Origin of the sequence: Mesorhizobium calcicola, from assembly GCF_042682105.1 — a bacterium.
In the GTDB taxonomy this organism is placed as follows: Bacteria; Pseudomonadota; Alphaproteobacteria; order Rhizobiales; family Rhizobiaceae; genus Mesorhizobium; species Mesorhizobium calcicola.
Genome location: NZ_JBHUGY010000037.1, coordinates 175,304 through 189,356 on the forward strand (window position 1 = coordinate 175,304; position 14,053 = coordinate 189,356).

General features: G+C 65.0%; 9 protein-coding genes. 6 read left to right on the plus strand and 3 right to left on the minus strand.

Annotation, left to right across the window (positions count from 1 at the left end; genetic code table 11):
• The first annotated feature begins 191 nt into the window (after positions 1–191).
• From ACFSQT_RS25085 to ACFSQT_RS25095, 3 genes are all read left to right on the plus strand, one after another.
• Positions 192–2,693, plus strand: a complete 2,502-nt coding sequence (locus tag ACFSQT_RS25085; protein ID WP_379023159.1) for a heavy metal translocating P-type ATPase — start codon at positions 192–194, stop codon at positions 2,691–2,693.
• Positions 2,694–2,736: 43 nt separating this feature from the next.
• On the plus strand, positions 2,737–3,129 hold the full coding sequence (copM, locus tag ACFSQT_RS25090; protein ID WP_379023163.1) for a CopM family metallochaperone: 393 nt from the start codon (positions 2,737–2,739) through the stop codon (positions 3,127–3,129).
• An 85-nt stretch (positions 3,130–3,214) separates the two neighbouring features.
• Positions 3,215–4,060, plus strand: a complete 846-nt coding sequence (locus tag ACFSQT_RS25095; protein WP_379023165.1) for an aldo/keto reductase — start codon at positions 3,215–3,217, stop codon at positions 4,058–4,060.
• Here ACFSQT_RS25095 and mutS read toward each other — a convergent pair whose 3' ends face one another.
• On the minus strand, positions 4,061–6,829 hold the full coding sequence (gene mutS / locus ACFSQT_RS25100) for a DNA mismatch repair protein MutS (protein WP_379023167.1): 2,769 nt from the start codon (positions 6,827–6,829) through the stop codon (positions 4,061–4,063).
• Between the two features lie 214 nt (positions 6,830–7,043).
• Between mutS and ACFSQT_RS25105 the strand changes: the two genes are divergently transcribed.
• Both ACFSQT_RS25105 and ACFSQT_RS25110 read left to right on the plus strand, forming a co-directional pair.
• Entirely contained in the window at positions 7,044–9,323 is a 2,280-nt protein-coding gene (locus ACFSQT_RS25105) for an NADP-dependent malic enzyme (RefSeq protein WP_379023169.1), read from the plus strand.
• Between the two features lie 234 nt (positions 9,324–9,557).
• Positions 9,558–10,649: a sensor domain-containing diguanylate cyclase gene (locus ACFSQT_RS25110; protein ID WP_379023171.1), complete on the plus strand. Its 1,092-nt coding sequence runs from the start codon at positions 9,558–9,560 to the stop codon at positions 10,647–10,649.
• A 30-nt stretch (positions 10,650–10,679) separates the two neighbouring features.
• Here the strand turns inward: ACFSQT_RS25110 and ACFSQT_RS25115 are convergent, their stop codons facing one another.
• Positions 10,680–11,393: an antitoxin Xre/MbcA/ParS-like domain-containing protein gene (locus ACFSQT_RS25115; protein WP_379023173.1), complete on the minus strand. Its 714-nt coding sequence runs from the start codon at positions 11,391–11,393 to the stop codon at positions 10,680–10,682.
• 411 nt (positions 11,394–11,804) lie between these two features.
• Positions 11,805–12,797 (minus strand): adenosine kinase, encoded by a 993-nt coding sequence (locus ACFSQT_RS25120; protein WP_379023175.1) that lies wholly within the window; start codon positions 12,795–12,797, stop codon positions 11,805–11,807.
• 276 nt (positions 12,798–13,073) lie between these two features.
• On the opposite strand from ACFSQT_RS25120, the gene ACFSQT_RS25125 reads away from it, so the two are divergent.
• On the plus strand, positions 13,074–13,985 hold the full coding sequence (locus ACFSQT_RS25125; protein WP_379023177.1) for a DMT family transporter: 912 nt from the start codon (positions 13,074–13,076) through the stop codon (positions 13,983–13,985).
• Positions 13,986–14,053: the final 68 nt, after the last annotated feature.

Here is a 14,053-nt window from a genome sequence, read left to right on the forward strand (position 1 = left end):
ATCGATGCATTTGGGATGCGTTTGGATTGTCGATCGGCGGGTCCATAGCACAAGACGCTGTCGCGCATCTGACTTTCTTTAAGAGGGGTTCGACGCCCGCGACGGCATAAGGAAAAGAAATTATGCCCTTGACCTTCCAGTTACTGGAAGCACTACCTCCGCACCGACACGAGGCATCGAGGCATTTTCAAATGAAGCATTCAGACCATGATCATCACACGCATGACGGCTGCTGCGCGGCGAAACCGGCAGCCGGAGACACGGCCGTGGCGAGGGATCCGGTCTGCGGCATGATCGTCGATCCGGCCGCCGGCAAGCCATCGGCCGAACATGATGGCCACCGCTATCATTTCTGCAGCGAGGGCTGCCGCGCGAAATTTGTCGCCGAGCCGGAAAAATTCCTGACGGCCACCGATCCGGTCTGCGGCATGACTGTCGACCGTGCGGCAGCCAGGCACTTTGTCCGTCACGAAGGTCAGGGCTTCTATTTCTGCTCCGCCGGCTGCAAGACGAAGTTCGAGGCCGAGCCGCAAAAATATCTCGGCGACAGGGCCGCGCCGCAGCCGATGCCCAAGGGCACGCAATACACCTGCCCGATGCATCCCGAAATCATCCGCGACAAGCCCGGCTCCTGCCCGATCTGTGGCATGGCGCTGGAGCCGATGGGCGTGCCCACCGGCGATGAGGGGCCAAATCCCGAGCTGGTTGATTTCACCAGGCGCTTCTGGGTCAGTGCCGTGTTGTCGGTGCCGTTGCTGATCGCTGCCATGGCGCCGATGCTTGGTCTGACGTTCCAGGCCTTTGTCGACGAACGGACGAAGGTCTGGCTGGAACTGGCATTGGCCAGTCCCGTCGTGCTCTGGGCGGCGCTGCCTTTCTTCCATCGCGGCTGGGATTCGCTGGTCAACCGCAGCCCCAACATGTGGACGCTGATTTCGCTCGGCGTCGGCGCGGCCTATTTGTACAGCGTCGTCGCGACACTGTTTCCGGACATTTTCCCGCATCAGTTCCGCGGCCACGGCGGTGCGGTGCCGGTCTATTTCGAGGCCGCCGCCGTCATCGTCGCACTGGTCTTCCTCGGCCAGGTGCTGGAACTGCGCGCCCGCGAAAAGACCGGGTCGGCGATCCGCGCCTTGCTTGATCTCGCGCCGAAGACTGCGCGGCTGATCGACGCCGACGGTTCCGAAAGCGACGTGCCGCTCGAGGCGGTCAAGGTCGGCGATCGCCTGCGCATCCGTCCGGGCGACGCCGTGCCGGTCGATGGCGCCGTACTGGAAGGTCGCTCCTCCATCGACGAATCGATGATCACAGGCGAACCGTTGCCGGTCGAAAAGGCCGAAGGCGATACCCTCACCGCCGGCACGCTCAACAGACAAGGCTCGCTGATCATGCGCGCCGAGCGGATCGGCGCCGAGACGACGCTGGCGCGCATCGTCGAACTCGTCGCCAAGGCGCAGCGCTCGCGCGCCCCGATCCAGGGGTTGGCCGATCGCGTTTCTTTCTACTTTGTCCCGGCTGTGGTGCTGGTCGCGCTCATTGCCTTCGTCGCCTGGGCGATCTTCGGACCCGAACCCAGCCTGATCTTCGCCATCGTCTCGGCGGTGTCGGTGCTGATCATCGCTTGCCCCTGCGCGCTCGGCCTCGCCACGCCGATGTCGATCATGACCGCCACAGGGCGCGGGGCGCACGCCGGCGTGCTGATCAAGGAAGCCGCCGCGCTGGAACGCTTCGCCTCAGTCGACACGCTGATCGTCGACAAGACCGGCACCTTGACCGAAGGCCGGCCAAAGCTGACCGATGTCGTTGCCGCCAACGGCGTTTCCGAGGACGAATTGCTGGCGCTTGCCGCTGGCCTGGAGAAGGGTTCGGAGCATCCACTCGCCGAGGCCATCGTTGAAGGCGCCTCTACGCGCGGCGTGACCGTCGCCGACGCAAGCGGCTTCGAGGCGATCACTGGCAAGGGCGTTTCCGGCACCGTTTCGGGACAGAAGGTCGCGCTCGGCAACGCGGCGATGATGGCCGATCTCGGCATCGATGTTGCACCTTTCTCGGCCAGGACCGAGACGCTGCAAACGGAAGGCAAGACGGTCATGTTCGTTACCGTCGGCAACAAACTGGCCGGCATCGTCGCTGTCGCCGATCCGGTCAAGGCGACCACCGCCGAGGCGATCCGGGCCCTGCATGACAGCGGCCTGAGGATCGTCATGGCGACCGGCGACAATGAGCGCACGGCAAAAGCGATCGCCCGGAGCCTCGGCATCGATGAGGTTCGCGCCGGCCTGTTGCCGGAACAGAAGGCAGCCCTCGTCGAGGAGCTGCGCACCAGGGGCAAGGGCGTCGCCATGGCCGGCGACGGCGTCAACGACGCGCCCGCGCTTGCCGCCGCCGATGTCGGCATCGCCATGGGCACCGGCGCCGATGTCGCGGTCGAAAGCGCCGGCATCACTTTGGTCAAGGGCGACCTCAACGGCATCGTGCGGGCGCGTACGCTGGCCCAGGCGACGATCCGCAACATCCGCCAGAACCTGTTCTTCGCCTTCCTCTACAATGTGCTTGGCGTGCCGGTCGCCGCCGGAGTGCTCTATCCACTCACCGGCACGCTTCTATCGCCGATGCTGGCGGCGGCGGCGATGAGCCTGTCCTCGGTGTCGGTCATCGCCAACGCATTGCGGCTGAGGACGTTGAAACTCTGAGCAAAGCCCTCAAATACGAAACCCACTCAACAGGAGACCATGAATGACCTTGGCTAAAAAACTCGTGCTTTTGCTGATGGCGGCCGGAATGCTGCTTGCCGTCTTCCTCGAAAGCGTTCCGGCGCAGAGCGAAGAGATGAAACACGACATGGGCGCCATGTCGATGGATGCGGCGGCTCCTTCGACCGAAGGCTACAAGGCGGCGATGGACAAGATGCATGCCGACATGATGGCGTCGCAATATACCGGCAATGCCGACGTCGATTTCGTCCGTGGCATGATCCCGCATCATCAGGGCGCCATCGACATGGCCAAGGTCGAGCTTGCCAACGGCAAGGATCCGGAAATCCGCAAGCTTGCCGAGGCGGTCATCGCCGCGCAGGAAGCCGAGATCAAGCAGATGCAGGACTGGCTCGCCGCCCATCCGGTGAAGTAAGCCCTGTTTGCGAAGCAGAGCCCGGAGATATCTCTCTGGATTTCTTGGCCGGGCTGTGCGATCCGGCCCTCAACTGGAGCCCGCCATGCCATCGACCGTCAGAACCACCACGCTGCCTTCCGGCGAAACCATCCCGGTTCTCGGTCAAGGCACATGGAAGATGGGCGAGGATTCCCGCCGCCGCACCGATGAGGTCAACGCCCTCAAGCTCGGCCTCGACCTTGGCATCACGCTGATCGACACCGCCGAAATGTATGCCAGCGGCGGCGCCGAGGCGGTTGTCGCCGAGGCCATTGCCGGGCGCCGCGACGAGACCTTCCTGGTTTCGAAAGTGCTGCCTTCAAACGCTTCGCGCGCGGGCGTGCTGCGCGCCTGCGACAACAGCCTGAAGCGCCTCGCCACCGACCGCATCGATCTCTATCTGCTGCATTGGCCCGGCAGCGTGCCGTTGGCCGAAACCGTCGCGGCCTTCGAGGCCCTGAAAAAGGCCGGCAAGATCCGCCACTGGGGCGTCAGCAATTTCGACACCGAGGAGATGGAAGAACTCGTCGGCTTGCCCGAAGGCGGCAACGTCCAGACCAACCAGGTGCTATACAATCTGGTCCGGCGTGGCCTCGAATTCGATCTGGCACCCTGGAGCCGCCGGCGCGGCATTCCCTTGATGGCCTATTCGCCGGTCGAACAGGGCGCGCTGGCGCGCAATGCCGGGCTTGACGCCGTCGCCGCCCACCATGGCGCGACCCCGGCGCAGATCGCCCTGGCCTGGGTGATGCACCAGGACGGCGTCATCGCCATCCCGAAGGCCAGCAGCCAGGAGCACGTCCGCCAGAATTTTGCAGCGCTCGATATCAGGCTTACGCCGCAGGACATTGCCGATCTCGACCGCGCCTTCCCGCCGCCGACCCGTAAACGCGGGTTGGAGATGATCTGATTACTTCCCCGCCAGCCCCTTCAACCGATACAGCGCTTCAAGCGCCTCGCGCGGCGTCATCTCGTCGGGGCTGATCGCACCGAGCGCCTCGCTGAGAGCATCGCTCTTCACCGGCTTCGGCGCTTCGCGCTTCACCGCCACCGAAAACAGCGGCAGGTCGTCGACCAGACGGTTGGTCTTGCCGGAAACCTCGCCTTCTTCGAGCTGGTGCAGCACTTCCTTGGCCCGGTCGACCACCGCTTCCGGCAGCCCGGCCAGCCGCGCCACCTGCACGCCGTAGGAGCGGTCGGCGGCACCCTTGCCGACCTCGTGCAGGAAGACGACGTCGTTTTCCCATTCCTTGACCCGCATGGTGACGTTGTGCAGCCGCGCCAGCTTGCCGGCCAGCGAGGTCATTTCGTGGAAATGGGTGGCGAAGATCGCCCGGCAACGATTCTTCTCGTGCAGGTATTCGACCGCCGCCCAGGCGATCGACAGGCCGTCGAAGGTGGCGGTGCCGCGGCCGATCTCGTCGAGGATCACCAATGCGCGTTCGCCGGCCTGGTTGAGGATCGCCGCCGTCTCGACCATTTCGACCATGAAGGTCGAGCGGCCGCGCGCCAGATCGTCCGAGGCGCCGACACGCGAGAACAGCCGATCGACGACGCCGATATGGGCCGATGCTGCCGGCACGAACGAGCCGGTCTGCGCGAGGATGGCGATCAGCGCGTTCTGCCGCAGGAACGTCGACTTGCCGCCCATGTTGGGGCCGGTCAGCAGCCAGATCGCGCCGTTCCTGGCGCTGCCCTCCGGCGACAGATCGCAATCATTGGCGACGAACGGGCCTTCGCCGGAGCGGCGCAGCGCCTGCTCGACCACCGGATGCCGGCCGCCCGCAATCTCGAAGGCAAGGCTGGAATCCACCACCGGCCGGCACCAGGCCTCGCTCTCCGACAAAAGCGCGAGTGCCGCCGAGACGTCGAGCACGGCGAGCGCCTCGGCGCCGGCGCGGATCTTTTCCGCTTCGCCGACCGCTTCCGCCGTCAGCGCGTCGAAGGCGGCCAGCTCGATGCTCAGCGCCCGGTCGGCGGCATTGGCGATCTTTGTTTCGAGTTCGGCGAGTTCCGTCGTCGTGAAGCGCATGGCGTTGGCCATGGTCTGGCGGTGGATGAAGCGCGCCTTGGCGCCATCGCTGCCGGTCATCACCGCATGGTGGTTGGCGGTCACTTCGATGTAATAGCCAAGCACATTGTTATGCCGGATCTTCAGCGAGCGGATGCCGGTCTCGTCGATCAGCGAACGCTCCAGCCCCGCGATCACTTTTCGCGATTCATCGCGCAGCGCCCGCATCTCGTCGAGCTCGGCATGGTAGCCACCGCGAACGAAGCCGCCGTCACGCTTGAGCAGCGGCAGTTCGTCGCCAAGCGCTTGCGTCAGGTGCCGGGCCAGTGCTTCGGGCAGCGCCTGGATCGCGGCGAGTGCGGCGGCCAATTCCTGGGGCAGGGCGGTCGCGGCAAAGATTTCAGCGATGGCGCCGGCCGCTTCGAAGCCGGCGCGCAGCGCGCCGAGGTCGCGCGGGCCGCCGCGGTTGAGCGCCAGCCTGGACAAAGCACGCGGCATGTCGGCGACGCTTTTCAGGCTCGTCCGCACCGCCTGGCACAGCCGCGTTTCGGAACGGAAGAACGACACCGAGTCCAGCCTGGCGCCGATCGCGGCCGGGTCGGTCAGCGGCGCCATCAGCCGGTCGGCAAGCAGCCTCGCGCCGCCGCCGGTCACCGTGCGGTCGATCGCCTTGAACAGCGAACCTTCGCGGCTGCCCGACAGCGTGCGCAGCAGTTCCAGATTGCCGCGCGTCGCCGGATCGATGAACAGCGTCGAGCCCTGCTCCTCGCGCTCCGGCCGCGACAGCGGCGGGCGCTCGGCCTTCTGCGTCTTCTCGACATAGGCGATGGCGCCCGAGATGGCCGACAGTTCGGCGCGCGAAAAGGCGCCAAAACTGTCCGGTGTCGCCACATCGAAGAAGCGGGCGATGCGCCCGGTTGCCGAGGCCGAATCGAACAGCGAGGGCGGCTGCGGATTGGCGACGCGGCCGAGCACGTCGAAGACCGGTTTCAGTTCGGGATCGTAGAACACCGGCTCGGCAACGATCAGCTCGCGCGGATCGACGCGGAAGATGTCGGCGAGCAGCCGGTCGGCGGTGGTCTCGGCAACACGAAAGGCCCCGGTCGAAATGTCGATCCAGGCCAAAGCAAAACTTCCTTGGTTCCCTGTCGCGCTGCCGCGCTCCCCGCCTCTTGGGTCCACCCCACCCTTCACCCTTCCCAGCGCCATCAGGAAACTCGATTCCGTCGGCGCCAGCAATTTGTCCTCGGTGATGGTGCCCGGCGTCACCAGCCGCACCACGTCGCGGCGCACCACCGATTTGCCGCCGCGTTTCTTCGCCTCGGCGGGATCCTCGATCTGCTCGCAGACGGCGACACGAAAACCCTGGCCGATCAGCTTCTGCAGATAGTCGTCGGCGGCATGCACCGGCACGCCGCACATCGGGATGTCGTGGCCCTGGTGCTTGCCGCGCTTGGTCAAGACGATGCCCAGCGCCCGGCTCGCCTTCTCGGCATCGTCGAAGAACAGCTCGTAGAAATCGCCCATGCGGTAGAACAGCAGCGAATCCGGGTTCGCCGCCTTGATCTCGATGAACTGCTCCATCATCGGCGTGACGGCGACAGCGGCTGTCGGCAATGGCGTCATCGCCTCGGGAGCGTCGGGCTCGTTCGGGGTGTGCATGTTCATGCGCGGCACGCTAGCAGATGTGATGGCATGGTTTAATGCCGGCGCGTCGAAAAACAGGGGACGACCGGGAAGGCCGCTTGCCCGCAATCGCCCTCACGAAACGCGATTCCTGAGCGCTCGGCGGTTTACACGCGGCGGCGCGTGGTCTTAATTCGGGACCACGCGGGCACCCGCTTCAAGGAGGTGCCGCACCGGCGAGGAAATCAAAAGCATCATGGCCAGGAAAACCGAGAACACCGGTCCGTCCGTCAGCGCACAGGAAGCGCTCGAATTCCACGCCATGGGACGCCCCGGCAAGCTGGAGGTCGTCGCCACCAAGCCGATGGCAACGCAGCGCGACCTCAGCCTCGCCTATTCACCGGGCGTTGCGGTTCCGGTTCTGGCCATCGCCGAGGACCCCAGCCGCGCTTTCGACTACACGACGCGCGGCAACATGGTCGCCGTCATTTCCAACGGCACTGCAATCCTTGGCCTCGGCAATCTCGGCGCGCTGGCCTCCAAGCCGGTCATGGAAGGCAAGGCGGTGCTGTTCAAGCGCTTCGCCGATGTCGATTCCATCGACCTCGAGGTCGATACCGAGGACGCCGACGAGTTCATCAACTGCGTGCGCTTCCTCGGCCCTTCCTTCGGCGGCATCAACCTCGAGGACATCAAGGCGCCGGAGTGCTTCATCATCGAGCAGCGGCTGCGCGAGCTGATGGACATCCCGGTCTTCCATGACGACCAGCACGGCACCGCCATCATCTCCGCCGCCGGGCTGATCAATGCGCTGGAGATCACCGGCCGCGACATGAAGACCACGAAAATGGTCTGCAACGGCGCCGGTGCCGCCGGCATCGCCTGCATCGAATTGATGAAGGCGATGGGCTTTGCGCCGGAAAACATCACTTTGTGCGACACCAAGGGCGTTGTTTTCCAGGGCCGTACCGAGGGCATGAACCAGTGGAAGTCGGCGCATGCGGTCAAGACCGAGGCGCGCAGTCTCGCCGAGGCGCTCGACGGCGCCGACGTCTTCCTCGGCCTCTCCGCCAAGGGCGCGCTGACCACCGCCATGGTGCGGTCGATGGCCAAGAATCCGATCATCTTCGCCATGGCTAATCCCGACCCGGAGATCACCCCGGAGGAAGTGGCCGAGATCCGCACCGACGCCATCATGGCCACGGGCCGGTCGGACTATCCCAACCAGGTCAACAACGTGCTCGGCTTCCCCTACATCTTCCGCGGCGCGCTGGACGTGCGGGCCACCACCATCAATGACGACATGAAGATCGCCGCCGCGCGCGCTTTGGCCGAACTGGCGCGCAAGGACGTGCCCGACGACGTCGCCGCCGCCTATCAGGGCAACCGGCCCAAATTCGGCCCCAACTACATCATTCCGGTGCCGTTCGACCCGCGCCTGATCGCGGCCATCCCGATCGCGGTCGCCAAGGCGGCGATGGACTCGGGCGTCGCCCGCAAGCCGATCCTCGATCTCGACCGCTACGCCCAGGAGCTGTCCGCCCGCCGCGACCCGATCGCCTCGACCCTGCAGCGCATCTACGACCGCGTGCGGCGCCAGCCCAAGCGCATCGTCTTCGCCGAGGGCGAGGAGGAGCAGGTGATGCGCGCCGCCGTCTCCTATGTGAACCAGCGGCTCGGCACCGCCATCCTGCTCGGCCGCGACGACGTCATCAAGGAGAACGCCAGGCACGCCGGCATCGACCTCAACAAGCAAGGCATCGAGATCATCAATGCCCGGCTGTCGCGCCGCAACGGCATCTACACCGACTATCTTTACGAGCGCATGCAGCGCAAAGGCTTCCTGTTCCGCGACTGCCAGCGCCTGATCAACAACGACCGCAACCATTTCGCCGCCTGCATGGTGGCGCTGGGCGACGCCGACGGCATCGTCACCGGCGTGACCCGCAACTACTCGACCGCGCTCGACGACATCCGCCGCGTCATCGATGCCAAGCCCGGCCACCGGGTCATCGGCGTCTCGATCGTGCTGGCGCGGGGCAGGACCGTGCTGGTCGCCGATACCGCCGTGCATGACATGCCGAACGCCGAACAGATCGCCGACATTGCCGAGGAGGCGGCAGGCTTTGCCCGCCGTATGGGCTACGAGCCGAGGCTCGCCATGCTCGCCTATTCGACCTTCGGCCATCCGCAGGGCGAGCGCTCCGAGCGCGTCCAGGAAGCCGTGCGCATCCTCGACAAGCGCCGCGTCGATTTCGAATATGACGGCGAGATGGCCGCCGACGTCGCGCTCAACGCGCGGGCCATGGCGCAGTATCCGTTCATCCGGCTCACCGGCCCGGCCAATGTGCTGATCATGCCGGCCTTCCACTCGGCCTCGATCTCGACCAAGATGCTGCAGGAACTCGGCGGCTCGACGGTGATCGGCCCGCTGCTGGTCGGGCTGAACAAGCCGGTGCAGATCGTTTCGCTGAATGCCAAGGACTCAGATATCGTTAACATGGCGGCGATCGCGGCTTATACGGCGGGGGCTTGAGCAGCAGGCGAAAGCCCCGCGAACACGTTTCAAGTGAGGCAAGGCCTTGGTCGGGGGCACGCGTCACTCCGCCTGCAATCGCAGGAATCCCGCAATTCAAGCCGAATTTGCAGGAAATCACCGCGATCCATAAGATATTGATAACATCCGGTTGTTATACCAGGGAACTGTCGTCGATGTGCCAGGGGGGCATTTTGGACAGGCCGGGGTGGTGACAATCATGGATTTGCAGCCGTGAAGCACGATACGATTCCCGCATCCGTGGTCGGCGAGCGAGCCTATCACGACGAGCGTCTGGACGCGCTGCTCAGCATCACCGGCCGGATGGACGGCTACCTCTACCGCTGCCGCAACGATGCGTCCTACACCATGCTCTATATAAGCGACGGCGTTCTCACCGTCAGCGGCTATCCGCCCACAGATTTCGTGCACAACGCCGTGCGCGACTACGTCTCGGCCATCCACCCGCACGACCTCGTCTCGGTCTATGCCGCCGTCGACGCCGCGCTTGCAGCCCGCCGCAACTGGAACGTCGACTACCGCATCGTACCAAGGGTCGGCGAACCGCTTTGGGTCCGCGAGATCGGCGGCGGTGTTTGGGACGACGCCGGCGAGCTCGAATTCCTGGAAGGCTTCGTCGTCGACATCAGCGACCGCAAGGTTGTCGAGGACCTCAATTCCCAGCTGCTGCTGGATCTGAAGACCGCCAACGAGGAGTTGTCCGCGCAAAAGCGCGAGATCGAGCTGGCCAAGCAGCAGAGCGATCATTCGGCCAACCACGATCTGTTGACGGACCTGCCCAACCGGCGTGCCTTCCACAACGAACTCAAATCGGTGGTCGCCCGCTGCGGCGCCACCGGCGAGGCGGCCGGTCTTCTGTTCATCGACCTCGACCGGTTCAAGGAGGTCAACGACACGCTCGGCCACGAGGCCGGCGATGCGCTGCTGCAGCGCGTCTCGAGCCAGCTTCGCTCGATCCTGCGCAGCGCCGATTTCGTCGCCCGGCTTGGCGGTGACGAGTTCGCCTTCCTGTTCTCGGGCGCCGCCGATCTGGCGCAGCACAAGGCCGTGCGCGTTGCCGAACGCATCCTGGAAAGGCTGCAGATCAAGGTTCCCACGCCAAGTGGCGCCATCCAGGTCGGCTGTACCGTTGGCGTGGCCATGTATCCGGCGGAAGCCACCGATTCCGAAGCGCTGGTCGCACTCGCCGACCGGCTGATGTACATCGGGAAAAAGAGTGGCCGCAACCGGTTGGTCACCGCCAGGGAAATGGCGCCGCAACAGCTATCATCCAGGCCTCGCCACTCAATTCACAAGACTGGCTAGGCACGTCTATCAAGGCATGCACGAAAGCCGTCAGCCCGGCGCGAACACGCGGGCGGCCTCGACGACCTTCTCGAACTGATCCTGCCGCAGCAGGTCGATCGGGACGCGCCCGTCGAGCTGTGCCGAGGGCCGTGTCAGCCACAGCCATGCCAGCCTCGAATTGCTGATCAGCGACAGCACGTCGCGGATGCCCGCGACCGGCCTGCCATCGACGAACTGCGCCAGCGGGAAGACGTGTTTGCGGCCGCCCTTGCGCAGGGCAATGACTTCACCCCGCCTTTGCCAGCGATGCAGGGTCGAGCGGGCGATGCGCAAATTCTCTTCCAGATAGGTCGATCCGGCAACGCGGCCCGCCCAGTCCTCGATCAGCATCGATTCGAGGTCGTCGGCACGCGGCGGCGAGGAACTAGGTCCCTCGATGTCGGCCAGGGATGCCGCCGGCAGCCCTGTTGCGCCGCCTGTGCCCGCCTCGCTGCGGCGCGCGGCTTCCGCCGCCAGCGCGCGCACGAATTTCGATGCCAGGCCGGGAAGGTCGGCATGGATGGCGTCAATGGCGCGCTGATGCTTCGGCGACAGCAAGGTGACGGCGGACGCTATGCTGCCGGCGATCTTGCCGACCGAGACCATGGTGGGTCTGTTGATGGCCTCGTCATAGTGGGCAAGCGCGCGTTCGACCTCCTCCGCGACCATATCCGCGAAGTCGTCCTGCTTGATGCCGGTTGTCTGGATTTGAAATCTGTTCATGCATCTGTCTCTTGGGCCGGGCGCTCCTCCCACAGCTGCGGCCGGTTGTTGAACGGCTAGAGCGGAAAGCGGAAATCGCGGCGGCAACAGATGCAATGGCCCGACAGCATGCTGTCTTGCATTTTGACACCCCAACTGGCTGCGGGCGCCCGAAATGTCAGTCACGGGACCCCTGGATTGCGTGTAGGTGCGATGTATGACAGCTGCGCGACGGTGAGAAGCGGTCCGCGTAGCGGACGAAAAGCCAATTGCTTGGCTTTTCGAGCTTCGAACGGTGAAGGCCCGGTCCGCCTTCGGGCGGATCAAAAGGTCCAGTGGACCTTTCGAAGGGGCTGAACGCCCGAAGGGCTGGGAGCCTGCGAAGGGCTGGAGCGCGACCCGGCTACCTTGACGGTAGGCGGACCCTCGACCCTACAGCAATCCCGCCTGTTCCGCCTCGCGGCGCAAATTCTGCCGTGGCCTTGGCCCGATCTGCTGGATCACCAATCCGGCCGCCAGTGAGCCAAGGTCGCCGCAGGTCTCGAGGTCGCGGCCTTGCGTGTAGCCATGCAGGAAACCGGCGGCGTAGAGGTCGCCGGCGCCTGTCGTGTCGACCAGTTCCTTGATCGCGGTCGCCTGGATGACCACGGTCTCGTCGCCGCGCACGATGACCGAGCCTTTTTCCGAGCGGGTCACGGCGGCGATCCGGCAATCCTTGCGAATCTGCGCCAGCGCCTCGTCGAACGACGATGTCTGGTAGAGTGACTTGATCTCGTGGCTGTTGGCAAAGACGATGTCGACGGTGCCCGAGCGCATCAGGTCGAGGAACTCGTCTCGGTAACGGTCGACGCAGAACGAATCCGAGAGCGTCATCGACACTTCGCGGCCCGCGGCGTGCGCCAGCTTCGCCGTCTGCCGGATCGCTTCCTTGGCGCGCGGCGGGTCCCACAGATAGCCCTCGAAATAGGTGACCTTGGCGCCAGAAGCCTTGTCGGCCTCGACATCCTCCGGCCCGAGCTCGACGCAGGCGCCGAGATAGGTGTTCATCGAACGCTCGCCGTCGGGGGTGACGAAGATCATCGAGCGCGCCGTCGGCGGCTCGCCCTTGAGCGGCTTGGTGTCGAAGGCGACGCCCTGCGCATGGATGTCGTGGGCGTAGATTTGGCCCAGCGCATCGTTCGAGACCTTGCCGAAGAAAGCAGCGCGGCCGCCGAAGCTGGCGACGCCGGCCGCCGTGTTGCCGGCGCTGCCGCCGGACGCCTCGATCGCCGGGCCCATGCGGCTGTAGAGCAGTTCGGCGCGCTGGGTGTCGATGAGGTTCATCGCGCCCTTGATGATGCCGTTGGTCTCGAGGAAGTCCTCGTCGCACTGGGCGATGATGTCGACAATAGCATTGCCGATGCAAAGCACGTCAAAATCCGGCATCAATGTCTCCGCCAAAAACCCGAGCCGGCTTCTCGCCATGCCCGGGCGGGTCTACAGCAAGACCCTGAAAATTGGCAACCGATTTTCTGTCGTTGCCGGCGTGGCGGCGATGACCATTCCCTTGTCGAGGAAGGCGCGGAGCCGCAGTTCTTGCAAATCAGGGTGCGCCTTTGCGACGAGGTGCTATGACAATTCGACCGTGGCCGAAGCATTTCATCGCGATGCTGCTTACAAGCCTGGCTCAGCCGATCATTTTTCGAAGGCGAGCCAGCCCCCATGCCCACAGAGAAAATGCCGACAAAGAACAAGCCGACAAAGAACGATATGACCACCGACTTGGCGCTGCTCGCCGTGCTGGCGGTGCTCTGGGGCGCCTCCTACACATTCATCAACATCGGCGTCGAGACGATCCCGCCGGTCACCTTCATTGCCGCCCGCACGCTGATCGCCGGTGGCATCCTGTTCGCCATCATCCGCTGGCGCGGGCTTGCCATGTCGGGCGATGCGGCAAGCTGGCGCCGCTTCGCTTTCCAGGCGTGCCTCAACAGCGTCGTGCCGTTCACGCTGATCGCCGCGGCCGAACGCTCGGTCGATGCCGGCCTCGCCACCATCCTGAACGCGACCTCGCCGATCTTCACCTTCCTGCTGACCGCGCTCATCACCCGCCACGAGCCGGTCACGTTGCGCAAGCTGATTGGCGTCGGCGCCGGCATTGCCGGCATCTGCCTCATCGTCGGCACCGAGGCGCTGGGTGGTCTCGGTCACCAACTCTGGGCGCAGCTCGCCATCGTCGCGGCGACGATCTGCTATGCCGGTGCGGCGATCTTCGGCCGTGGCTTCAAGGGCCTCGACCCGATGCTGCCGGCCGCCGGTTCGATGCTGTGCGGCGCCGTCATCCTCGTGCCGCTCAGTCTTGTGTTCGACCGGCCATGGCAGCTGGCGCCGTCGACGGCGTCGATCCTGGCTCTGCTCGGCCTGTCGGTGTTTTCGACCGCGCTGGCCTTCGTCATCTATTTCCGCCTCATCCACACACTTGGCTCGGTCGGCACCACCTCGCAAGCCTATCTGCGCGTGCCGATCGGTGTCGGCATCGGCGCCGTTTTCCTCGGCGAAAGCCTTGGTTCGACGGCGTGGCTGGGAATGGCCTTTGTCGTTGCCGGGGTGGCGGCCATGACCATTCCGGTGTGAAGGCCGGCGCTCGCTCGATAGAGCAATTCCAGAAACTATCGGCGCTTGTGACCGGCGATAGCTTCGCC

Coding starts and splice junctions, on each gene's coding strand:
- ACFSQT_RS25125 (WP_379023177.1), top strand. CDS start 13,074: ATGCCCACAGAGAAAATGCCGACAAAGAACAAGCCGACAAAGAACGAT.
- ACFSQT_RS25105 (WP_379023169.1), top strand. CDS start 7,044: ATGGCCAGGAAAACCGAGAACACCGGTCCGTCCGTCAGCGCACAGGAA.
- ACFSQT_RS25095 (WP_379023165.1), top strand. CDS start 3,215: ATGCCATCGACCGTCAGAACCACCACGCTGCCTTCCGGCGAAACCATC.
- copM (WP_379023163.1), top strand. CDS start 2,737: ATGACCTTGGCTAAAAAACTCGTGCTTTTGCTGATGGCGGCCGGAATG.
- mutS (WP_379023167.1), bottom strand. CDS start 6,829: ATGAACATGCACACCCCGAACGAGCCCGACGCTCCCGAGGCGATGACG.
- ACFSQT_RS25120 (WP_379023175.1), bottom strand. CDS start 12,797: ATGCCGGATTTTGACGTGCTTTGCATCGGCAATGCTATTGTCGACATC.
- ACFSQT_RS25085 (WP_379023159.1), top strand. CDS start 192: ATGAAGCATTCAGACCATGATCATCACACGCATGACGGCTGCTGCGCG.
- ACFSQT_RS25115 (WP_379023173.1), bottom strand. CDS start 11,393: ATGAACAGATTTCAAATCCAGACAACCGGCATCAAGCAGGACGACTTC.